This is a genomic window from Micromonospora sp. NPDC005254 (genome assembly GCF_042872525.1).
Classification (GTDB): domain Bacteria; phylum Actinomycetota; class Actinomycetes; order Mycobacteriales; family Micromonosporaceae; genus Micromonospora.
This window is the reverse complement of sequence record NZ_JBIAKM010000002.1, coordinates 163,185-184,458: the sequence shown is the minus strand read 5'-3', so window position 1 is coordinate 184,458 and position 21,274 is coordinate 163,185. Positions and strand designations below refer to the sequence as shown.

The following is a 21,274-nucleotide window of genomic DNA, read 5'->3' as shown; positions in this document are numbered from 1 at the left end:
TCACGGCTCCAGGCTGGCCCGCCGACGGTGTTCCCCGCCAGCGTGCCAGCCCGTTTCGACCAGTTTGTCAGCTCCGGCCGGCCGACTCGGCCATCTTCAGCTCAGGCCACCGAAGAGAGTGGTCACCGAGCCATCGTCGAAGACCTCCCGGATCGCCCGCGCCAGCAGCGGCGCGATCGACAGCACGGTCAGCTTGTCCAGCTGCTTCTCCGGCGGCAACGGCAGCGTGTTGGTCACCACGATCTCGCTGATCGAGCTGTTCTTCAGCCGCTCGGTCGCCGGGTCCGACAGGAGCGCGTGGGTGGAAGCGACCACGATCTCCGCCGCGCCCGACTCCTTGAGGATGTCCGCGGCCTTGGCGATGGTGCCACCGGTGTCGATCATGTCGTCGACGATCAGGCAGACCCGACCCTCGACCTCGCCGACCACCCGGTTCGCCACGACCTGATTCGGCTTCATCGGGTCACGGGTCTTGTGGATGAACGCCAGCGGGCAGCCACCCAACCGGTCGGTCCACCGCTCGGCCACCCGCACCCGGCCGGAGTCCGGTGCCACCACGGTCATCGGGCGGCCGGCGTACTTGTGCTCCACGTACTCGGCGAGGATGTCCATCGCGAAGAGGTGGTCCACCGGGCCGTCGAAGAAGCCCTGGATCTGCGCGGTGTGCAGGTCGACGGTGAGGATGCGGTTCGCGCCGGCGGTCTTCAGCAGGTCCGCCACCAGGCGGGCCGAGATCGGCTCCCGACCCCGGTGCTTCTTGTCCTGGCGCGCGTACGGGTAGAACGGCAGCACGACGGTGATCCGCTTCGCCGACCCCCGCTTCAACGCGTCCACCATGATCAGGGTCTCCATGACCCAGGTGTTCACCCCGTGCGTCACGGACTGCACCACGAAGGCGTCCGAACCACGCACCGAGTCCTTGAACCGTACGAAAATCTCGCCGTTGGCGAACTCGTACGCGTCGGCCGGCGTCGGTGCCACACCGAGCACCTCGCCGATCTCCTTGGCCAGTTCCGGGAAACCCCGTCCGGAGAAGAGCATCAGGCTCTTGCGGTTTTCGGCGACGATGCTGCCCATGGGCCCGTCTGCTCCCGTTTGTCGGCGGTACCCGGCCCGGTGGTGGTGGGTCGGGGACTATTCGGTTGCAGTATCTCCCGCGCCGGACGCGCCGCCCACCGTCTCGGCCCGCCCGTGCATTGCCTCACTGTCGCTTGCGGTGCCGGCCACCTCCGACGCACCCTCCGCGTCGCCGGCGCGCTGCGCGGCCTCGGCCGCCGCCGTACCGGCCCGCCGCTTCACCACCCAGCCCTCGATGTTGCGCTGGCGCGCGCGGGCGACACCCATCGCGCCCGGCGGCACGTCGTCCACGATCACCGAGCCGGCCGCCGTGTACGCGCCGTCCCCCACCTCGACCGGCGCGACGAACATGTTGTCCGCCCCGGTCCGGGCGTGGCTGCCGATCACCGTGCGGTGCTTGTTGACCCCGTCGTAGTTGACGAAGACCGACGCGGCGCCGATGTTGGTCTGCTCGCCGATCGTCGCGTCACCCACGTACGTCAGGTGCGGCACCTTCGAGCCGGGCCCGATCTCGGACTTCTTCACCTCGACGAACGTGCCGACCTTCGCCTTCTCGCCCAGCCGGGCCTCCGGCCGCAGGTACGCGTACGGCCCCACGCTGGCGCCCGCGCCCACCTCGGCGCCCACCGCGTGGCTGCGCACCACTGACGCCGCCGGGCCGACGATCGTGTCGATCAGCGTCACGTCCGGCCCGACCAGCGCGCCCGCGCCGACCACCGTGGCCCCGCGCAGCTGGGTGTTCTGGTCGATGACCGCGTCGCGGTCCAGCGCCACCGTCACGTCGATCCAGGTGGTCGCCGGGTCGAGCAGGCTCACCCCGGTGCGCATCCACGCCTCGTTGACCCGGTCGCGCAGCAGCCGCCGCAGCGACGCCAACTCCACCCGGTCGTTGCAGCCCAGCGTCTCGACGTGGTCGACGGCCACGTGCACCGCGACCGGCTCGCCGACGGACCGGAGCAGGCCGAACACGTCGGTCAGATACTCCTCGCCCTGGTCATTGTCGGTGGAGAGCTTGCCCAGCGCGTCGCGCAGCCGCACCGCGTCGAACGCGTAGATGCCGGCGTTGATCTCCCGGATCGCGCGCTGGGTCGCGTCGGCGTCGCGCTCCTCGACGATCTGCTCCAGCCGGCCGTCGGCGTCCCGGACGATCCGCCCGAGCCCGGTCGGATCGGGCACCTCGGCGGCCAGCACGGTGGCCGCGGCGGCGGCCTCCTCGTGCGCGGTCACCAACGCGCCCACCGTCTCCGGGCGCAGCAGCGGCACGTCGCCGTTGATCACCACGACCGTGCCGGCGCCCTCCGGTACGGCGTCCAACGCGATCCGCACGGCATGTCCGGTGCCGAGCTGCTCGGCCTGGAGCACGGGCGTGGCGTCGGGGGCGATCTCGGTCAGGTGGGCCTGGACCTGGTCGGCGCCGTGGCCCACCACGACGACGGTGCGGTCGGCGGCCAGCGGCCCGGCCGCGCTCAGCACGTGGCCGAGCAGCGTACGGCCGAGCAGGGGGTGCAACACCTTGGGCAGTGTCGACTTCATCCGCTTGCCCTCACCGGCGGCGAGCACGACGACGGTACGAAGGTGGGGCTGGGGCACGACGTGGCTCCCGTCGGGACGGCGGACACTCTCGCGGCCATGCTAACCACGCGGCCCGGCAGCGCGTCCTCTTACCCCCAGCAGAACCCAAAACGGACTTGTCGGGACAGCTCGGCCGCCAGGGTTCGAACCTGAAATACGGGTACCAAAGACCCGGGTGTTGCCAATTACACCACGGCCGATTGCAACGTCAAGAACACCGTCGCCTCAGAACGAGCATCCTGCCGGTACACCTTAACGCCCGACGGCCGCGACGCCAGCACTCCTGCCCTTCATGATCCCCTCGGCCTTGCCGACCATCGCACATGGCTCGTGACCGAGGCGGCGGTGACACCCCGCGCGGGAAACCGCTCGGGCGGCACCCACAGCGAATGGAGGGTGGGCCCTGAGCAGGGCTTTAGGACCTACGTACGACAGCTTTTTCAAACTTCCCCGTGCGATCTACCGAGCCGTAAGTTACGGTGACGTAGGCGTAGGTTCGTGATCGTTTCCGTCCCCTCTGCGAGGTGCCATGTCCACTACCATGCTCGAACCCAACACCGCCGGCCCCGGCCCGAAACCGCTCACCGACGGCAGCCAGTCCAACGGGATCCTGGCCGCCCTGTGGGCCTTCGTCGTGATCCCCTTCGTGGCCCTGCTGGTCGCCGTGCCGATCGCCTGGGGCGGCTGGCTGGGCTGGAGCGACGTGATCATCGGCCTGGTCTGGTACGTGGTTTCCGGGCTCGGCATCACGGTGGGCTTCCACCGCTATTTCACGCACGGCTCGTTCAAGGCCAAGCGTTGGCTGCGGGTGACCCTGGCGGTCGCGGGTTCGCTGGCGGTACAGGGCGAGATCATCCAGTGGGTGGCCGACCACCGGCGGCACCACGCCTTCTCCGACCTGGAGGGTGACCCGCACTCGCCGTGGCGTTTCGGCACCAGTTTCTGGGCGCTGACGCGGGGTCTGTTCCACGCACACGTGGGCTGGCTGTTCCGCCGCGAGCTGTCCAACCGGGAGCGGTTCGCACCGGATCTGATCGCCGACCGCGACATCAGCCGGGTGGACCGACTGTTCCCCGCGCTGGTGGCCGTCTCACTGCTCGGCCCGGCGCTGATCGGGGGCCTGGTGACCTGGTCGTGGCAGGGCGCGCTCACCGCGTTCTTCTGGGCCGGGCTGGTCCGGATCGGCCTCCTGCACCACGTCACCTGGGCGATCAACTCGGTCTGCCACGTGTACGGCGAGCGCCCGTTCGCGATGCGCCAGGGCGACCGCGCGTCGAACTTCTGGCCGCTGGCGATCCTGTCGTTCGGTGAGAGCTGGCACAACCTGCACCACGCGGACCCGACCAGCGCGCGGCACGGTGTGCTGCGTGGTCAGGTGGACATCTCGGCCCGGGTGATCTGGCTGTTCGAGAAGGTCGGCGCGGCGTCGCAGGTGCGCTGGCCAAAGCCCGAACGTCTCGCGGCCAAGCTCGTGAAACCGGTCGCACCCCGGTAAACCGGGCGGTGCCGCGGTGTGCCACCTGGCAGGATGGCCGGGTGGCCGAGCGGAGCGGGGGGCCGGACGGCTCGGCGGACGGGGGGCCGAGCCCGATCCGGGTACGGTCGGACGGCACGGCAGGCCGGACGGGCCGCCCGCCAGTGAGGCGACGACGTGAGCGGGCACAGCGGAGGCACCATTCCACGGCAGGGCGTCACCGAGCGCCAGCGAGGCGGCGACATGCCCGAGGTCAGTGACGAAGCCGGCGGCCGGCGTGCGGTGCCGGCCGCGGCGGCGAAACCCAAGCCCCCCTCACGCGTACGCATGTCGGCCGCGCAGCGGCGGGAGCAGTTGATCGCGATCGGCCGGCAGCTGTTTGCCGAGCGAGGTTTCGACGCCACCTCCATCGAGGAGGTGGCGGCCCGCGCCAAGGTCTCCAAGCCCGTGGTGTACGAGCACTTCGGTGGCAAGGAGGGGCTGTACGCGGTCGTGGTCGACCGGGAGGTCCGGGCCCTGCTGGACCGGATCACCACGGCGCTGACGGCGGGGCATCCGCGTGAGTTGCTGGAGCAGGCGGCGATGGCCCTGCTGGGCTACATCGAGGAGGAGACCAGCGGGTTCCGGGTGCTGGTCCGCGAGTCGCCGCTGTTGTCCGGCACGGCCACCTTCAGCAGCGTGATGAACGACGTGGCCCACCAGGTCGAGCACATCCTGGGCGCCGAGTTCAAGAGCCGCGGGTACGACCCGAAGCTGGCCGAGCTCTACTCGCAGGCCCTGGTGGGCATGGTCGCGTTGACCGGCCGCTGGTGGCTGGAGGTGCGCAAGCCGCGCAAGGAGACGGTGGCGGCGCACCTGGTCAACATGGCCTGGAACGGGTTGTCGCACCTGGAGGCGAAGCCCACGTTGATCACCGCCCGCCGCCGCTGACCGTTCAGCGGCGGTGCACGTCGGCCACCGGATGTTTGCGGCGTTCCAGCTCCGCCTCGGCGTGCTCCGACGGGCCGGTTTTGTCGTACAGGCCGGTGCCCAGCAGGATCAGGCCGAACAACATCGACACGATCACGGTCGACATCGAGAAGTTGAGGAAGTTCGCGTCGGTCTGCAGCACGGACATCATGAGGATGCTGGTCACCAGGAACACCGCCCCGGCGGTGAGGTTCATGTAGTGGCCGAGGTTGCTGCGCCGGGACGCCCCGATGATCAGGACGACTCCGAAGACCACCGAGGCGAGCGAGAAGGCCAGGTTGGTGCGGAGCCCGAGGGCCCAGTGGTTGCCCCGGTCAAAGAGCGGGTCGCCGATCGTCTCGGCGACACCCCAGACGCCGAAGACCAGGATGTAGACGCCGATCAGGCCGGAGAGCACCCGGTAGAGCGGCCGTGCCGGATGGTTCACCGGAAAGTGCGGCATACCCAGACCCCCCTGAATCGACCGTTTCAGGAGGATTGTCACCCAGGGCAGAGCCGACCGTCCGGAGAACCACAAAGCCCGAAACGGTCCGCCGCAGGCCGGACCAGGTCAGGTTTTCGCCGGAGCCCGAGCTGCGCAGGGATCAAGCCTGACCGCCCGGAGCAGCTCGGGCTCCGGCGAAAACCCACGGCCGCAACCAGTCAAGCAAAGCTCAGAGAACGAGCCGAGCCTTCTGGAACGCCTCCGCCTCATCCTCCGTGCCGACCTTGCCGTACATGCCGGCCATGAGCAGCACCAGGGCGGCCGTCATCACGGCGATCACGGTGAAGATGCTGAAGTTGAAGAAGTTGGCGTCCGTCCGGATGAAGGCCAGACCGGCCAGGCTGATCACCATCAGGGCGTACGCCATCCACTGGTTGATCGCCACGTCGATGTTGCGGCCGAGCGCGGTGCCGACCAGCACGACGAGCCCGAGCAGCACGCACAGCAGCGAGAAGCCGAGGTTGGTGCCCTGGCCGAGGACGCGGGTGTCGTCCTGGGCGAGGATCTCATTGCCGGCGCTCGTGATGATGCCGAGCACGCCGAAGACCACCAGGTACAGACCGGTCAGCCCGCCGATCGCCCGGTAGATCGGCCGCGCGGGGTGGTTGATGGGGGTGTGGGCCATGTCTGGGTCTCCAAGGGTGAGGTGTCGCCGACGATTGTTCCGCATGTGTCGGTGTGACGCCGCACACGGCCCCCGCGCCGGCGTGCCCGGCCCGCTCAGCCCTCGGGCAGGTCCTCGGCGAGGGTCATCCAGGTCTCCTCGATCCGTTCCCGTTCGGCGCGCAGATCCTTGAGCTGGGTGTCCAGCTCGGCGACGCGGGCGTAGTCGGTGGCGTCGGCGGCGAGTTGATCGAGCAGGGTCACCTCGCGCTGGTCGAGCTTGCCGAGCTGCCGTTCCAGCCGGGTCAGCTCCTTGCGGGCCTGGCGCACCTCGGCGGCGGACATGCCACCCGCGGTGGGCCCGGCCGGCGCGACCGGGCCGGTGCCGCCCGCCCGGGTGGCGCCGGCTCGCTCGGCGGTCCGGGCGAGGTACTCGTCGACGCCACCGGGCAGGTGCACGAGCCGGCCGTCGCCGAACATCCCGTACGCCGTGTCGGTGACGCGTTCGATCAGGTAGCGGTCGTGGCTGGCCACGATGATCGTGCCGGGCCACGAGTCGAGCAGGTCCTCCAGCGCGGCCAGCGTGTCGGTGTCCAGGTCGTTGGTGGGCTCGTCGAAGAGCAGCACGTTGGGCTCGCCGGCGAGCAGCCGCAGCATCTGCAACCGGCGACGCTCACCGCCGGACAGGTCGCTGACGGGCGTCCAGAGCCGGCGGTCGTCGAACCCGAAGACCTCGGCGAGCTGGGCGGCGGAGACCTCCCGGTCGCCGAGCTGGACCCGGCGGGCGACCTCCTCGACGGCCTCCAGCACCCGCAGGTGCCCGGGCAGCTCGACGAGTTCCTGGGAGAGGAACGCCGGTCGCACCGTCGAGCCGGTGCCGAGGCGGCCGCCGTCGGGGCGGGTGATGCCGGCGAGCATCCGCAGCAGGGTGGTCTTGCCGGCGCCGTTGGCGCCGAGGATGGCGATCCGGTCACCGGGGCCGACAAGCCACGTGACGTCGCGCAGGATCTCCTTCGGCCCGGCGTGCAGCTCGACGTTCTCCAGCTCGTACACCTGCTTGCCGAGCCGGGAGACGGCCATGCGCTGCAACGACATGGTGTCGCGGGCGGGCGGCACGTCGGCGATCAGCGCGTTCGCGGCGTCGATGCGGAACTGCGGCTTGGAGGTGCGGGCCGGCGGCCCGCGCCGCAGCCAGGCGATCTCCTTGCGCAGCAGGTTCTGCCGGCGGGCCTCGGTGGCGGCGGCGACGCGTTCACGCTCGGCGCGGGCGAGGGTCCAGGCGGCGAAGCCACCCTCGTACGCCCGGACGGTCTGGTCGCCGACCTCCCAGGTGGTGGTGCAGACCGCGTCCAGGAACCACCGGTCGTGGGTGACCACGACGAGGGCGCCCTTGCGGCCGACCAGGTGCCGGGCCAGCCAGTCGACACCGCCGACGTCGAGGTGGTTGGTGGGCTCGTCGAGGATCAGCAGGTCCGAGTCGCGGACGAGCAGCGCGGCGAGCGCCACCCGCCGCCGTTCGCCACCGGACATCGGGCCGACCGGCTGGTCGAGGCCGAGGTGCGGCATGCCGAGGCCGTCGAGGATGTTGCGGACGCCGGCGTCGCCGGCCCACTCGTGCTCGGCGCCCATGCCCTCACCGAGCCAGGCGGTGCCGAGCACGACGTCCCGGACGGTGGCGTCCGGGGCGAGGGTGAGCTGCTGCGGTAGCCAGAGCACGCGCAGGTCACGGCGGTGGGTGACCCGGCCGTCGTCGGGCTCCTCCTGCTTGGTGAGCAGGCGCAGCAGGGTGGACTTGCCGGCGCCGTTGAGGCCGACCACACCGATCCGGTCGGCGTCGTCCAGGCCGAGCGAGACGTCCGTGAGCAGCCGCCCGGCGGCGCCGTACCCCTTGGACACCCGGTCCAGATTGACGATGTTGGCCACGTTCCACCCTTCAAGATCAAGGCGTCCGGGTGCCGGCGGGCACCTCGGGACGCCTGAACCCAAGGGTACGCGGACGTTCCGGCCACCCTCGCCGCGCGGGCCGTCCGGGACGCGACGTCAGCCGACGCGCGCGCCCACCACGGGCCCGTGCGCGACCCGTGCCTCCCGACACACCCCGGCGCTGGTCAGCTCGGCGGCGATCCGCTCGGCGTCGGCGGCGTCGGCGGCGAGGAAGACGCAGGTCGGGCCGGAGCCGGAGACGATGCCGGTGAGCGCGCCGGCCGCCTCGCCGGCCTTGAGGGTGTCGGCCAGCGCGGGCCGCATGGCCAGCGCGGCGTCCTGCAGGTCGTTGCCGAGCGTACGGGCGAGGACCCGGGGGTCGCGTTGACGCAGCGCACCCAGCAGAGCGTCGGTGCTGCCCAGCGGGGCGCCGGCGGCGCCGGAGTCGCGCAGCCGGTCCAGCTCGCGGTACGCGGCCGGGGTGGACAGGCCGCTGTCGGCGATCGCCACGACCCAGTGCCAGGAGGTGGCTCGGGCCAGCACCGGGCTGACCGCCTCACCCCGGCCGGTGCCCAGCGCGGTGCCGCCGTAGATCAGGAACGGCACGTCGGAGCCCAGGTCGGCGGCGATCCCGGCCAGTTCGTCGCGGGACAGCCCGGTGCCCCACAGCGCGTCACAGGCCACCAGCGCGGCGGCCGCGTCGGCGCTGCCGCCGGCCAGCCCGCCGGCGAGCGGGATCTGCTTGCGCAGGTGCAGGCGGGCGTGCGGCAGCACCCCCGCGTACCCGGCCAGCGCGTGCGCGGCGCGGATCACCAGGTTGGAGTCGTCCAGCGCCAGCTCGCCAGTGCCCTCGCCCTCCATGGTCAACGCCAGCGTGTCGCCCCGGCGGGCGGTCAGCTCGTCGTAGATGGAGATGGCGTGATAGACGGTGTTCAGCTCGTGGTAGCCGTCGCGGCGCAGCGGGCCCACCCCGAGGTGCAGGTTGACCTTGGCGGGCACCCGGACCCGCACCGGACCGATGGCCCCGCGTCGATCGTCCTCGTCGTCCGGTCGCCAGGCCTCGGTCACGGGGTGAGGTCCCGCGTGCGCAGGCGAATGTCGAACGGCTTGCTCAAAATCAGCTCCTCGGCGGAGTCGGCGGACACGGCGTCAGCCTACTTCGCGGCCACCGTACCGGCCGGGGCCGACGCGGCGATGGCGGCGAACTGCTCGACGGTCAGTGACTCCCCCCGGGCCCCGGGGTCGACGCCGGCGGCGGTCAGCGCGGCGGCGGCCCGGTCCGGGCCACCGGCCCAGCCGGCCAGCGCGGCGCGCAGGGTCTTTCGGCGCTGCGCGAACGCCGCGTCCACGACGGCGAAGACCCGCTCCCGCGGCACGTCGGCGCGGGGCGGTTCGTGGCAGGTGAAGGCGACCAGACCGGAGTCGACGTTGGGCACCGGCCAGAACACGTTCGGCGGCACCTTACCGGCGCTTCGGGCGTGGGCGTACCAGGCGAGCTTGACCGACGGGATGCCGTACACCTTCGAGCCGGGACCGGCGACGAGCCGGTCGGCGACCTCTTTCTGCACCATCACCAGGCCGTGCCGGAGGGTGGGCAGCTCGGCGAGGAGGTACAGCACCACCGGTACGGCGACGTTGTAGGGCAGGTTCGCGACCAGCGCGGTCGGCGGCGGGTCAGCCAGCTCGGCGGCGCTGACCCGGAGCGCGTCGGCGCGGTGCACGGTGAGCCGGGCGGCGTCCGCCCCGGCGTGCCTGGCGACGGTCTCCGGCAGCGCACCGGCGAGTGTCGGGTCGATCTCCACGGCGTGCAGGTGCCCGGCAACCGGCAGCAGCCCCAGGGTGAGTGAGCCGAGCCCCGGGCCCACCTCCAGGGCCACGTCGTCGGGGGTCAGGCCGGCGGCCGTGACGATCCGCCGCACCGTGTTCGGGTCGTGCACGAAGTTCTGGCCGAGTTTCTTGGTGGGCGCGACGCCCAGCCGGGCGGCCAGCTCCCGGATCTCCGCCGGGCCGAGGAGACCGGTCATGGCTGGCAGCGTAGCGGCGTCGTCGGGACCGGCCGCCGGGCCGGGCTCACCACGGGCCGAAGGCCCGGTCGCCGGTGGCGGAGATGGCCGCGCACAGCTCGTCCAGGTCGCTGCCGGTGGTCGCGGCGAGGGACCGGACGGTGAGCGGGATGAGGTACGAGGCGTTCGGCCGGCCACGGTGCGGGGTCGGGGTGAGGTAGGGGGCGTCGGTCTCCACCAGGATCTGGTCCAGCGGGGTGAGCGCGGCGGCCTCGCGCAGGGCGGTCGCGCTGCCGAAGGTGACGGTGCCGGCGAAGCTGAGCAGGTAGCCCCGGCGCACGCACTCGCGGGCGAACTCGGCGTCACCGGAGAAGCAGTGCAGCACCACCGTGTCCGGTGCGCCCTCGTCGTCGAGGATCCGCAGCACGTCGGCGTGGGCGTCCCGGTCGTGGATGACAAGCGTCCGGCCGTACCGCTTGGCGATGGCGATGTGCGCCCGGAAGCTCGTCTCCTGCGCGGCGCGCCCCTCGTCGCCGGTACGGAAGAAGTCCATGCCGGTCTCGCCGATCCCCCGGACCCGGTCGCGGGCGGCCAGCGACTCGATCTCCCGCAGCGCCTCGTCGAGGTCGGCCAGCCGGGGCGCCTCGTTGGGGTGCAGCGCCACGGTGGCCAGCACGGCGGGATACGCCTCGGCGGTGTCCGCGCCCCACCGCGAGGAGGCCACGTCCACGCCCACCTGGACCAGCCGGTCCACGCCGACCTTGGTGGCCACCGTGATCGCCGTGGCGACCGGGTCGTCGGACGGCCCGCCACCGGGCACGCCAGCCTCGCCGACGGTGATGTCCAGGTGGGTGTGGCTGTCCAGCACCGGCCGGGGCAGCGGCTCGGGGGCGGGCGGGAACTCTCCGGCCCGCCGGGCGGCACGCTCGCGGCGGGTTTCAGTCGGCTCGCTCATCAGCGACAGCATCACACACCGGGGCCGTCCATCCGCCCGCCACCCGGCGTTCACCTCGACTACGCCGCGCGACTCTACCGTCGCCGGGTGAGCGAGCGAACCATGAGGTACAGCAGCGTGGCGTCTCACGCCGCTGCCGAGCGGAGCGAGGCGGTGGTGTGAGCGAGCGCAGCGAGCGAACCATGAGGCACAGCAGCGTGGCGTCTCACGCCGCTGCCGAGCGGAGCGAGGCGGCGGGGTGAGCGTCACACCCCACGCGAGCGACGCCGCCGGCGAACGGACCGGCCTGCGCGTGGCCTTCGGCGGCGGCGTCTACCCGGCTGAGGAGATCGCCCGGGGCGCCGCGTACGAGCTGTTCAGCGCCGAGGAGGTGGCCGGCTTCGAGCGGGCGCCGCGTCCGGGCAGCGCCCTGCCGTGGCGTCGGTTCGTGCACGTCACGGAGGTGAGCGCGGTGCACGGTGCCGTCGTGCCGGCCGAGGAGCCGGAGACACCGCTGATGATGCCGGCGCACCGGGAACACGGCTGGTCGCACGTACACCAGCTCAGCCAGCAGCCGTCCGCGGCGGGTGACCCGGTGTTGGCCGCGATGCGTGCCTCGGCGATCATCCGGCGCGGCACCCGGATGGTGAAGGTGCTCTCCGGCCGGCAGCTCGCCGGGTACGTGCGGGGCTGGCTGCCGCACGGCTTCTGCTATCGCGAGCACGACGTGGCGCACCTGCGTACGCCGTCGACGACCACGGTGCTGCGCACCGACGGCGACGTCGGGCGGGACGGCTCGGACGTGGCGTACGCGCTGCGCTGGCGGGCCGCCGACCCGGGCGACTACGACGTGCCGGTGGGCGAGGCGCACCGGGGGCTGACGGCGCTGGCGTCCCGGGACCGGCTGGGCCCGCCGGTGCTGGGCACCGGTTTCGTGCCGAGCAACGGCCAGCTCATCCCCGAGTTCATCACCCGGGACTTCGCCGACCTGCCGATGCCGGCGAACGCGACGCTCGTCGCCTATCCCGCCGAGGGCGTCGAGGTGGTGCTCTACAGCTACCAGGCCGAGCAGCGCGCGTGGCTGCGGATGGTGGGCCCGCAGTGGCGGCACCTGCTGGCCGCGGTGCCGGGCCTCTCTCCCGACCAGGAGTACGTGCCGACCGGCGACGCCCCGCGCTCCACCCAGCTGGTCGGCCTCTACGGCGACACGGAGTACGAGGCGGTGGCCGACCTGCCCGGCGGGTTCCGGGTGCTGGCGATGACCCGGGCGGCCCGCTATCCGGTGGACGCGGTGGCCCGCCGGGTCCGGTTCGCGCAGTGGCGGGGCGTGTCGTGCCTGGTGCTGCGCGAGGAGGCCGGCTGGCTGCGGCTACGGCTGCGTTTCCCGGACCCGGACGCGGTGATCGCCACCGGCGCGCAGTGCCACGACCGGGGCGTCTACGAGACCTGGGCGCCGGGCGCCGAGGTGAGCGACGACCAGATCATGGACACCCGGTACGTGCTGTGACGGCGCGCGGCGGTCCGAGAGCCCACCGCCGCGCGCCGTTCGCTGATCAGCCGGCCAGTCGGGCCAGCTCCTCGTCGACGATCGACGGGTCGAGCTTGCGGAACACCGGCTTCGGCGCGGCCAGCGGCCGACCGGCCTCCAGTGGCACCGACTCCCAGCGCGCGCCCACCGTGTAGTCCCCGGTCAGCACCGGGTACGCCGGCCCGCCGTCCAGGTCGTCGACCTGCTCGATGACCGGCATCGGCGCGTGCACGCCGGTGCCGCCCAGCAGCTCGTGCACCTGCTGCGCGGAGTGCGGCAGGAACGGGGTGAGCAGCGTGTTGGCGTCGCTGACCACCTGGAGGGCGACGTGCAGGATGGTGCCCTGGCGGGGCTTGTCGGCCTCGGCCTTGAGCTTCCACGGCGCCTGCTCGGAGAGGTACTTGTTGGCCTCGGCGACGACCTTCATCGCCTCGCCGATGGCCTGCTTCTGCCGGTGCCGGCCGATCAGGTCGCCGACCGTGTCGAACCCGGCGCGGGCGACGGCGAGCAGCGCCTCGTCGGCCTCGGTGAGGCCGGCCGGGTCGATCGACGGGATCGCCCCGAAGTTCTTGGCGGCCATCGAGACGCACCGGTTGACCAGGTTGCCCCAGCCGGCGACCAGCTCGTCGTTGTTGCGGCGCAGGAACTCGGCCCAGGTGAAGTCGGTGTCGTTGCTCTCCGGGCCGGCGGCGGCGATGAAGTAGCGCAGCGCGTCGGCGTCGTAGCGCTCCAGGAAGTCGCGGACGTAGATGACCACCTTGCGCGACGAGGAGAACTTGCGCCCCTCCATGGTCAGGTATTCGCTGGAAACCACCTCGGTGGGCAGGTTGAGCTCGCCCAGCGCCCCCGGCTCGCCGTCGCGGGAGCCCTCGCCGGAATACCCGGAGAGCAGCGCCGGCCAGATCACCGAGTGGAAGACGATGTTGTCCTTGCCCATGAAGTAGTAGGACCGGGCGTCCTTGCCCTCCCCGTCGGCGGACCACCACCTGCGCCACGCCTCCGGGTCGCCGGAGCGGCGGGCCCACTCGATCGAGGCGGACAGGTAGCCGATCACCGCGTCGAACCAGACGTAGATCCGCTTGTCGGAGCGGTCCCGCCAACCGTCCAGCGGGATCGGCACGCCCCACTCCAGGTCCCGGGTGATCGCCCGCGGCTGGAGGTCGTCGAGCAGGTTGCGGGAGAACCGCAGCACGTTGGGCCGCCACCCCTCCCGGGTGTCCAGCCACTGGCGCAGCACGTCGGCCAGGGCGGGCAGGTCCAGGAAGAAGTGCTCGGTCTCGACGAACTTCGGGGTCTCCCCGTTGATCCGCGACTTCGGGTCGATCAGGTCGATCGGGTCGAGCTGGTTGCCGCAGTTGTCGCACTGGTCGCCGCGCGCGCTGTCGTACCCGCAGATCGGGCAGGTGCCCTCGATGTACCGGTCGGGCAGGGTGCGCCCGGTGGACGGCGAGATCGCGCCCATGGTGGTCTTCGGCACGATGTAGCCGTTGCGGTACATCCCCTCGAACAGCTCCTGCACCACCGCGTAGTGGTTGCGGGTGGTGGTGCGGGTGAACAGGTCGTAGGAGAGCCCGAGGCCGTGCAGGTCCTCGACGATCACCCTGTTGTACCGGTCGGCCAGCTCGCGCGGGGTCACCCCGTCGGCGTCGGCCTGCACCTGGATGGGGGTGCCGTGCTCGTCGGTGCCGGAGACCATGAGCACGTCGTGGCCGGCCATCCGCATGTACCGGGCGAAGACGTCGGAGGGAACGCCGAAACCGGAGACGTGGCCGATGTGGCGGGGGCCGTTGGCGTACGGCCAGGCCACTGCCGCGAGAACGTGACTCATGAGCAGCAAGCCTAGTGACCCGCCCGGGGCGTCCGCGAACCAATGGGGGGTGCCGGGCCGCCGGACCGGATCGACCACCCCGCCCATTGGTCCGATTTGTCGTCGACACGCGGTCCAGCTGCCCGATCTGCCTCCGCTGCCGGTGTGCAATGAACGTCGTGACTGGCAGAGGAGCGGCCCGGGACCACGACGAGCGTCCCACCGGGCCGACCGGCGGCAACGAGCCCGACTCACCCCGGGCCGCCGGGGTCGCGCCGCAGCCCCGGCTGGTCACCGCCCCCGAACCCGATCGGCCCGGCCACCAGCGGCCCACGCCGTCCGGGCGGGCGGCCGCGCCACGGCGGGACACCTCGACGGAGCTCGCCGCCACCCCGGCCCGGCCCACGCCGGCCGCGCCGGCCCCCACCCCGGCGCGGCCCAGCCCGACGGCGCCCGTGCCCAGCCCAGCCCGCCCGAAGCCGCCGAGCCCGCCGGGCGCGTCGGCCGACGTCGCGCCGGCGGCGCGCGAACCGGCCCGAACGGCGGTCGAGGCGCAGCCGGCAACCCGGGCCCCGGTCGAGGTGGAGCCGACCACCGGGGCGCCGGTGGACGCGGTTCCGCGTCGGGTGCCGGTACGCCAGCAGAGCCGTCGCCGAATTGCTCACCGGGTCGACGGGGACCGGCCACCGGACGACGAGGGCACGTTCTGGGCGCCGATCGAGCAGGTGCACTGGGACGGCACCCCCGTCCGCGAGGTCGCCGCCCCCCAGCGCCGGGCTCGCCGTCCCTCGTCGCGGACGACCGCGTTGCCGGACCCGCTGCCCGGACTGACCGCGCTGGTGCTGCTGAGCCTGGTCGCGGCCTTCTTCGCCTGGGTCAGCGCCGGCCCGTTCTGGCTCGCGGTCGGGCACGCGCGCGACGGCACGGTGGTGATCGACCACTGCACCGGAGGCGGTCTCACCCAGCGGTGCCGGGGCATCTTCACGGCCGACGACGGGCGGTTCCTGGCCCACGGGGTACGGGTCAGCGGCGTACCCGCCTCAGGTGGCGCGCCCGGGGCGGCGCTGCGGGCACGGATGACCGGCCCGGACGGCGACACCGCGTACGCCGACACCGGCGCGGGCCGACACCTGCGCTGGCTGCCCGGGCTGCTGGCGGTGCTCGGCTGCGCCGCCGGCATCGTCCGGTGGACGGGGTCGGCCCGGCTGCCCGGCCGGCGACACCGCCGCTGGGCGGTGGCCACGGCTCTCGCCGGCCCGGCGCTGATCACCCTCGGCTTCCTCGCCGCCGCGTGGTGAATACGCCGCTGGGTCAGCTGTGCACGATCGTGTAGACCTCACGGCGGCGCAGCGAGTATTCGGTGGCGACGTCGGTGATGGCGTCCCGGCGGGACCGGCCGGCGGCCTCCCGCTCGGCGACTGCCGCGCGCAGGGTGTCGTCGTCGGGGCGTTCCGGCGCGGTCACCGGCGAGCCGGCCACCACCAGGGTGATCTCCCCGCGCGGATCACCCTCGGCGGCCCACCGGGCCAACTCGCCGAGGGGGCGGCGGAGCACCTCCTCGTAGGTCTTGGTGAGTTCCCGGCAGAGCGCGGCCGGCCGGTCCGCGCCGAACGTCTCGGCCAGGTCGGCGAGCGCCGCGCCGATCCGGTGCGGCGCCTCGAAGAAGACGAGGGTGCGCTCCTCGGCGGCGAGCGCGCGCAGCCGGGACCGGCGGGCACCCCCACTGCGGGGCAGGAACCCCTCGAAGCAGAACCGGTCGCAGGGCAGCCCGGAAACGGCGAGGGCGGTGGTCACCGCGCTGGGCCCGGGTGCCACGGTGACCGGCGCCCCGACGTCCAACGCGGCCCGGACCAGCCGGTAACCCGGGTCGGAGACGCTCGGCATGCCGCCGTCGGTCACCAGCGCCACCACGTACCCGCCGAGGATGACCTCGACCAGTTCGGGCGTACGCCGTTCCTCGTTGCCCTCGAAATAGGAGACGATCCGGCCGCCGACGGTGATGTCGAGGTCGCGGGCCAGCCGGGTCAGGCGGCGGGTGTCCTCGGCGGCCACCACGTCGGCGCTGGCCAGGACTTCCCGAAACCGCACCGAGGCATCGGCGGGGTTGCCGAGCGGGGCACCGAGCAGGATCAGGCGCCCAGCTTCGGACATTTCACCCACGACATCGTCTCCTTCATCGACAGCGAATACCGGTATCAGGGACGACGGGCGCCACAGGACACCCTGGCAGCCTACGATCGCCGGGTGACGAGTGCGTCGACAGCGCAGAGCCCGAGCGCCGACCCGGCAGACACGGTCGAGGTGTCCGGCGAGCCCAGCCCCCACCAGGAACCGACGGCACCACGTGCCGACGGCGGGGGCATATCCGCCGTGGTCCGCCGCCGGTTCGCCACCGTCGACAGCCGGGTGGACCCGTATTCGTGGCTCGCCACCGCAGTGGTGGTGGTGATCGCGGGGATCCTGCGCTTCGTGGGCCTGTCCAGCCCCAAGGGCAAGATCTTCGACGAGACGTACTACGCCAAGGACGCGTACGGGCTGATCAGCCGGGGCGTCGAGTGGAACTACAAGGACAACGGCCCGTCGTACGTGGTGCACCCGCCGCTGGGCAAGTGGCTGATCGGCGTCGGCGAGTGGGCCTTCGGCTATCAGGACGCGGAGTCGAAGGTCTCCGTCGGTGGGCACCTGTTCACCACCGCGCCGGAGTTCGGCTGGCGGTTCTCGGCGGCCGTGATCGGCACGCTGTCGGTGCTGCTGCTGGTCCGCATCGGCCGGCGGCTGTTCCACTCGACGGTGCTCGGCTGCGCGGCCGGCCTGCTGCTCGCGCTGGACGGCTTCCACCTGGTGCTGTCGCGCGCGGCGCTGCTCGACATCTTCCTGCTGTTCTTCGTGCTGGCCGCCTTCGGCGCTCTGGTGCTCGACCGGGACGCCCGCCGCCGGCGCTGGGCGCGCGCCCTGGACGACGGGCTCGACCCGAGTCTGCCGGGGCGCGCGGGTCGGCCGCCGACCGGCTGGCGCACGTGGCCGTGGTGGCGGCTCGCCGCCGGGGTGCTGATCGGCTGCGCCTGCGCGGTCAAGTGGAGCGCGCTCTACTTCGTGCCGGTGTTCGCCCTGTTCGTGGTCCTCTGGGAGGTCGGGGTCCGCCGCTCGGCGGGCGTCCGCAGGCCCTGGCGGGACACCCTGCTCGACGAGGTGCCCTGGCTGGTGCTGGCCGGCGTGCTGATGGTCGGCACCTACCTCGCCACCTGGTCGGGGTGGCTGCTCAGCGACGACGGCTACTACCGGCTCGCGTCGGCCTACCCGAGCGCCCCGCTCAGCGACACCCCGGTGATCGGCCCGCTGGTCAACCTCTTCGAGTACCACCGCGCCGCGTACGGCTTCCACGCCCAGCTCGACGATCCGCACAAGTACCAGTCGTGGCCGTGGCAGTGGCTGCTGCTCGGGCGGCCGGTGGCGTTCCACTGGTCCGGCGACGGCGCCTGCGGGGCGCCGACCTGCGCCTCGGAGATCCTGCTGCTCGGCACCCCGCTGCTGTGGTGGTCGTTCCTGCCCGCCCTCGTGGCGCTGGTCTGGCTGGGCATCGCCCGACGGGACTGGCGGGCCGGCGCGATCCTGCTCACCGTGGCCGCCGGACTGCTGCCCTGGTTCTGGTTCGCCCTCGACGGCCGGACGATGTTCTCGTTCTACGTCGCGCCGGCGCTGCCGTTCCTGGTGCTGGCCGTGGTGTACGTGCTGGGCGCGCTGATCGCTCCGCCCGGCGGTGACGTGGGTGAGACGGCAGCCCTGGTGCCTGGCGACGCGGGCTACGAACGCCGGCTGGTGGGCAGCATCGCGGCCGGGGCGTACGTGCTGCTGGTGGCGTTGTGCTTCGCGTACTTCTATCCGATTTTCGTGGGACGGCTGATCCCGTACTCGGACTGGCTGTCCCGAATGTGGCTCGACGGCCGCTGGATATAAGCACCGGCGGGCGACGCGCCGCACAGCGCGACGGAAAATCGGGCCCGCACGCGTCACGCGTGCGGGCCCGACCTCTTACACGAAGACGCGCGCCCCGATCGCCTGCCACGGGGGAAGCGGGCGATTGGGGCGCGCATGAAGAGCTTAACCACCGCGCACCACCGGCACAACGGGTCAACTTGGGTCAGATTTCCGACGGATTCCACCCGGGCCGACGTCTCCCCTCCGACCGTTGACCGAGGGTGACCTGACGTGGACCCAGCGCCCCCGAACCGGCTGACTCGACGCCGACGGAGGCCGCTTCGAGGGCTGCCGGCGACCCGGCCCGACGCACTAGGCTCGCCGTGGTGGGCGTCGGGATCGTGACGGGAGGCGGGGTGCCGTGGAGCTGTTGGAACGGGTCCGGGCGATCTGCCTCGCGCTGCCCGAGGTGACCGAGCGGCCCAGCCACGGGTCACCGACCTGGTTCGTCCGGGACAAGAGCGTGTTCGTCACTCTGCACGCCGACGGGCACCACCAGAACGACTTTCCCCACCTCTGGTGCGCCGCGCCGACGGGCGCCCAGGCGGAGCTGACCGCCGCCGACCCGGCCCGCTTCTTCCGCCCGCCCTACGTCGGCGGTCGGGGTTGGGTCGGCGTACGGCTGGACGGCACGGTCGACTGGGCCGAGATCGACGAATTGTGTCGGGACGCGTACCGGGAGATCGCGCCGACGCGGCTGGTCGCACTGCTCGACCCGCCCGCCTGACCCGGCCGGGTCCACGCGTCCCCGGTCATCCGGGACGACCAACCACCCCAATGATCATCCAAAGTGGATTTTACTACACTGCCCGCCGTGATCAACTTCAGACGATCGGCGGCCGTCCTCCTCGGACTGCTGGCGACCACCGCGCTGACCGGGCCGGTCCCGGCGGCGGCCGACGAGGAGCAGGCGGCCGAGCCGCCCCGGGTCGAGCTGGTGCTCGACGTCAGCGGCTCGATGCGGGCCGCGGACATCGACGGGCGCAGCCGGATCTCGGTGGCCCAGCAGGCGTTCAACGACGTGGTGGACGCGCTGCCGGAGGAGACCCAGCTCGGCATCCGGGTGCTCGGCGCGACCTACAAGGGCAAGGACAAGAAGGTCGGCTGCCAGGACACCCAGCAGATCGTTCCGGTCGGGCCGGTCGACCGGACCCGGGCCAAGGCGGCGGTCGCGACGCTCCGACCGACCGGGTTCACCCCGGTCGGGCTCGCGCTGCGCTCCGCCGCGCAGGACCTGGGCACCGGCGCCACCACCCGGCGGATCGTGCTGATCACCGACGGGGAGGACACCTGCGCACCACCGGACCCGTGCCAGGTCGCCCGGGAACTGGCCGCGCAGGGCACCAGCCTGGTCGTCGACACGCTCGGTCTCGCGCCCGACGAAAAGGTACGCCGTCAGCTGCTCTGCATCGCCGGGGCGACCGGAGGCACCTACACCGCGGCGCAGAGCGCCGACGAGCTGACCGGCCGGATCAAACAGCTCGTCGAGCGGGCCGGTGACACCCACACCCGGGCCCCGACCGTGGTCGGCGGCGCGAGCGCCTGTGACTCCGCGCCGCTGCTCGCCCCAGGCGTGTACGCCGACCGGGAGTCGTTCTCCGAGCACCGCTACTACCGGGTGCCCGTACGCCCCGGGCAGGAGCTGCGCGCGTCGGTGAGCATGGCGCTGGACCGGCCGGTGAACCGGGACTACGGGGTGCTGCTGCGGGCCACCGCGGCGGATGGCCGGGAGCTGGTCCGTGGCGCGGACGCGGGCAGCGGCCGGGCCGACGTGCTCTCCGCCGGTCTGCGCTGGTCGGCCACCGCCGATGACGAGGACGCCGCCGACGACGAGAACGCGACCGCCGGGACCTCGACGCCTGTCGTCGAGCCCACCACCGTCTGCCTGGTGGTGAGCAACTCGTTCGCCGCACGCCCGGGCACCGCGGCGACGCCCGGCATGCCGGTGGAGCTGACCATCGACGTGGTCGCCGCCGCGGGGACCCCGGACGGGCCCGACCTCGGCCGGGGCTGGGTGCTGCTCGCCCTGCTCACCGTGGCCGGCCTGCTCACCGGCCTGATCGCCGGCCTGCTCACCCGCTGGTGGGTCGCCACCTGGAGGGAGAACTGATGCTTACCGCACTGTTCCGGTCGCTGGCGGCGCTGCTCGCCGCCGGTGGGGCCGCGCTGCTGCCCGGGGCGGCCCTGGCCGCCCCCACCCCGTCTCCGGGCGCCACGCCGGTGACCCGGGCCGGCACCTCGTTCCTCACCGCCACCCCGATCACGGCCGGCCAACCGGTGCGGGTGGACGCCTCGGTCGGCGACCACCTCTACTGGTCGTTCCCGGCGACCGCCGGGCAGGTGCACGAGATCAGCGCCACCGTCACCTTCCCGAAGGCACGCAGCGGCGCCTCCACCTGGACCGTCGACGTGTTCGACGGGCTGCGCCGACGGCAGGCGTGCACCGCCGGGGCGCAGACCCCGACGGTGGACGGCAAGGCGTCGAGCGTGGCGCTGGGCTGCACGCTGCGCGAGGTGCGGCCCTGGGCCGAGCCGTGGTCGGCCGACCCGCTGCCCGGCACGTACGTCGTCCGGCTCTCCGTCATCGACCTGCCCGAGCCCGACCTGGGCGCACCCGTCGACGTGGACCTGCTGGTCGGCGTCCTCGCGGACCGGGGCGCCTCGGCCGACGACGGTGAGCTGGCCGCGCCGCTGGTGGCGAACACCAGGGCGGGGACGGTGCTCAACGCCGTACCGACGCCCGACCCGGAGGCCGACGACGAGGGCGACTCGCCGGCGGACTGGCTGCCGGATCTCGGCTCGCGGTGGATCTGGACCGGCATCGGCGGCGTGCTCGCCGCGGTGGCCGGGGTGTTCGGCTTCGCGCTGACCCGCCGGCGTCGCCGGGCCTGAACCCGCCCGGCCAACCGGTGGCCCCGCCCACGC

General features: G+C 72.7%; 18 protein-coding genes and 1 tRNA gene. 8 read left to right on the top strand and 11 right to left on the bottom strand.

The features are described from left to right. Positions 1-96: 96 nt before the first annotated feature. The 3 genes from ACFYPR_RS06485 to ACFYPR_RS06475 form a co-directional block, all read right to left on the bottom strand. Positions 97-1,077, bottom strand: coding sequence for a ribose-phosphate diphosphokinase (locus ACFYPR_RS06485; protein WP_030329105.1), 981 nt, complete (start codon positions 1,075-1,077; stop codon positions 97-99). Between the two features lie 57 nt (positions 1,078-1,134). Further along, positions 1,135-2,667: a bifunctional UDP-N-acetylglucosamine diphosphorylase/glucosamine-1-phosphate N-acetyltransferase GlmU gene (glmU, locus tag ACFYPR_RS06480; protein WP_363939141.1), complete on the bottom strand. Its 1,533-nt coding sequence runs from the start codon at positions 2,665-2,667 to the stop codon at positions 1,135-1,137. A gap of 110 nt (positions 2,668-2,777) precedes the next feature. After that, positions 2,778-2,849: transfer RNA gene (locus ACFYPR_RS06475), tRNA-Gln, on the bottom strand. Positions 2,850-3,178: 329 nt separating this feature from the next. Between ACFYPR_RS06475 and ACFYPR_RS06470 the strand changes: the two genes are divergently transcribed. Both ACFYPR_RS06470 and ACFYPR_RS06465 read left to right on the top strand, forming a co-directional pair. Beyond that, complete coding sequence (locus ACFYPR_RS06470) at positions 3,179-4,144, top strand: acyl-CoA desaturase (RefSeq protein ID WP_355068444.1); 966 nt, start codon at positions 3,179-3,181, stop codon at positions 4,142-4,144. A 222-nt stretch (positions 4,145-4,366) separates the two neighbouring features. Continuing rightward, positions 4,367-5,053, top strand: a complete 687-nt coding sequence (locus ACFYPR_RS06465) for a TetR/AcrR family transcriptional regulator (RefSeq protein WP_354860520.1) — start codon at positions 4,367-4,369, stop codon at positions 5,051-5,053. Positions 5,054-5,057: 4 nt separating this feature from the next. Here ACFYPR_RS06465 and ACFYPR_RS06460 read toward each other — a convergent pair whose 3' ends face one another. The 6 genes from ACFYPR_RS06460 to ACFYPR_RS06435 form a co-directional block, all read right to left on the bottom strand. Next, positions 5,058-5,534 carry a DUF4383 domain-containing protein gene (locus ACFYPR_RS06460; RefSeq protein WP_354860522.1) on the bottom strand — a complete coding sequence of 159 codons (477 nt, stop codon included), beginning with the start codon at positions 5,532-5,534 and terminating at the stop codon, positions 5,058-5,060. A gap of 211 nt (positions 5,535-5,745) precedes the next feature. Then, positions 5,746-6,201 (bottom strand): DUF4383 domain-containing protein, encoded by a 456-nt coding sequence (locus ACFYPR_RS06455; RefSeq protein WP_363939884.1) that lies wholly within the window; start codon positions 6,199-6,201, stop codon positions 5,746-5,748. Positions 6,202-6,296: 95 nt separating this feature from the next. Next, positions 6,297-8,102: an ABC-F family ATP-binding cassette domain-containing protein gene (locus ACFYPR_RS06450; RefSeq protein WP_355066752.1), complete on the bottom strand. Its 1,806-nt coding sequence runs from the start codon at positions 8,100-8,102 to the stop codon at positions 6,297-6,299. A 117-nt stretch (positions 8,103-8,219) separates the two neighbouring features. After that, on the bottom strand, positions 8,220-9,170 hold the full coding sequence (locus tag ACFYPR_RS06445; RefSeq protein ID WP_354861863.1) for a 4-(cytidine 5'-diphospho)-2-C-methyl-D-erythritol kinase: 951 nt from the start codon (positions 9,168-9,170) through the stop codon (positions 8,220-8,222). A gap of 86 nt (positions 9,171-9,256) precedes the next feature. After that, complete coding sequence (gene rsmA, locus ACFYPR_RS06440) at positions 9,257-10,126, bottom strand: 16S rRNA (adenine(1518)-N(6)/adenine(1519)-N(6))-dimethyltransferase RsmA (protein WP_354861861.1); 870 nt, start codon at positions 10,124-10,126, stop codon at positions 9,257-9,259. A gap of 46 nt (positions 10,127-10,172) precedes the next feature. After that, positions 10,173-11,072, bottom strand: coding sequence for a TatD family hydrolase (locus ACFYPR_RS06435; protein WP_355066751.1), 900 nt, complete (start codon positions 11,070-11,072; stop codon positions 10,173-10,175). Between the two features lie 226 nt (positions 11,073-11,298). Between ACFYPR_RS06435 and ACFYPR_RS06430 the strand changes: the two genes are divergently transcribed. Beyond that, the gene (locus tag ACFYPR_RS06430) at positions 11,299-12,546 is read left to right on the top strand and encodes a hypothetical protein (protein ID WP_387258864.1); all 1,248 of its coding nucleotides are present in this window, start codon (positions 11,299-11,301) and stop codon (positions 12,544-12,546) included. Between the two features lie 46 nt (positions 12,547-12,592). On the opposite strand, the gene metG is transcribed toward ACFYPR_RS06430, so the two are convergent. Continuing rightward, entirely contained in the window at positions 12,593-14,395 is a 1,803-nt protein-coding gene (metG, locus tag ACFYPR_RS06425) for a methionine--tRNA ligase (RefSeq protein WP_354861856.1), read from the bottom strand. 158 nt (positions 14,396-14,553) lie between these two features. On the opposite strand from metG, the gene ACFYPR_RS06420 reads away from it, so the two are divergent. Next, positions 14,554-15,672, top strand: a complete 1,119-nt coding sequence (locus tag ACFYPR_RS06420; RefSeq protein WP_387258861.1) for a hypothetical protein — start codon at positions 14,554-14,556, stop codon at positions 15,670-15,672. A 13-nt stretch (positions 15,673-15,685) separates the two neighbouring features. Here ACFYPR_RS06420 and rsmI read toward each other — a convergent pair whose 3' ends face one another. Continuing rightward, positions 15,686-16,525 carry a 16S rRNA (cytidine(1402)-2'-O)-methyltransferase gene (gene rsmI / locus ACFYPR_RS06415; RefSeq protein WP_387179316.1) on the bottom strand — a complete coding sequence of 280 codons (840 nt, stop codon included), beginning with the start codon at positions 16,523-16,525 and terminating at the stop codon, positions 15,686-15,688. Positions 16,526-16,675: 150 nt separating this feature from the next. Here rsmI and ACFYPR_RS06410 point away from each other — a divergent pair, with 150 nt between their 5' ends. The 4 genes from ACFYPR_RS06410 to ACFYPR_RS06395 all read left to right on the top strand — a co-directional run bounded on the left by ACFYPR_RS06410 (position 16,676) and on the right by ACFYPR_RS06395 (position 21,241). Beyond that, positions 16,676-18,328 carry a dolichyl-phosphate-mannose--protein mannosyltransferase gene (locus ACFYPR_RS06410; RefSeq protein ID WP_387259347.1) on the top strand — a complete coding sequence of 551 codons (1,653 nt, stop codon included), beginning with the start codon at positions 16,676-16,678 and terminating at the stop codon, positions 18,326-18,328. 382 nt (positions 18,329-18,710) lie between these two features. Next, entirely contained in the window at positions 18,711-19,076 is a 366-nt protein-coding gene (locus ACFYPR_RS06405; RefSeq protein ID WP_354861851.1) for an MmcQ/YjbR family DNA-binding protein, read from the top strand. An 87-nt stretch (positions 19,077-19,163) separates the two neighbouring features. Beyond that, the gene (locus ACFYPR_RS06400) at positions 19,164-20,459 is read left to right on the top strand and encodes a VWA domain-containing protein (RefSeq protein ID WP_387258858.1); all 1,296 of its coding nucleotides are present in this window, start codon (positions 19,164-19,166) and stop codon (positions 20,457-20,459) included. Then, a complete protein-coding gene (locus ACFYPR_RS06395) occupies positions 20,459-21,241 on the top strand; it encodes a peptidase (RefSeq protein WP_387258856.1) in 783 nt (260 codons plus the stop codon). Before ACFYPR_RS06400 ends, ACFYPR_RS06395 begins: the two co-directional genes overlap by 1 nt. Positions 21,242-21,274: the final 33 nt, after the last annotated feature.

Excerpts from the sequence above, each read along its gene's own strand:
- ACFYPR_RS06485 (WP_030329105.1), bottom strand. The coding sequence starts at position 1,077 with ATGGGCAGCATCGTCGCCGAAAACCGCAAGAGCCTGATGCTCTTCTCC.
- ACFYPR_RS06470 (WP_355068444.1), top strand. The coding sequence starts at position 3,179 with ATGTCCACTACCATGCTCGAACCCAACACCGCCGGCCCCGGCCCGAAA.
- ACFYPR_RS06465 (WP_354860520.1), top strand. The coding sequence starts at position 4,367 with ATGCCCGAGGTCAGTGACGAAGCCGGCGGCCGGCGTGCGGTGCCGGCC.
- ACFYPR_RS06460 (WP_354860522.1), bottom strand. The coding sequence starts at position 5,534 with ATGCCGCACTTTCCGGTGAACCATCCGGCACGGCCGCTCTACCGGGTG.
- ACFYPR_RS06455 (WP_363939884.1), bottom strand. The coding sequence starts at position 6,201 with ATGGCCCACACCCCCATCAACCACCCCGCGCGGCCGATCTACCGGGCG.
- rsmA (WP_354861861.1), bottom strand. The coding sequence starts at position 10,126 with ATGACCGGTCTCCTCGGCCCGGCGGAGATCCGGGAGCTGGCCGCCCGG.
- ACFYPR_RS06435 (WP_355066751.1), bottom strand. The coding sequence starts at position 11,072 with ATGCTGTCGCTGATGAGCGAGCCGACTGAAACCCGCCGCGAGCGTGCC.
- metG (WP_354861856.1), bottom strand. The coding sequence starts at position 14,395 with ATGAGTCACGTTCTCGCGGCAGTGGCCTGGCCGTACGCCAACGGCCCC.
- rsmI (WP_387179316.1), bottom strand. The coding sequence starts at position 16,525 with ATGTCCGAAGCTGGGCGCCTGATCCTGCTCGGTGCCCCGCTCGGCAAC.
- ACFYPR_RS06395 (WP_387258856.1), top strand. The coding sequence starts at position 20,459 with ATGCTTACCGCACTGTTCCGGTCGCTGGCGGCGCTGCTCGCCGCCGGT.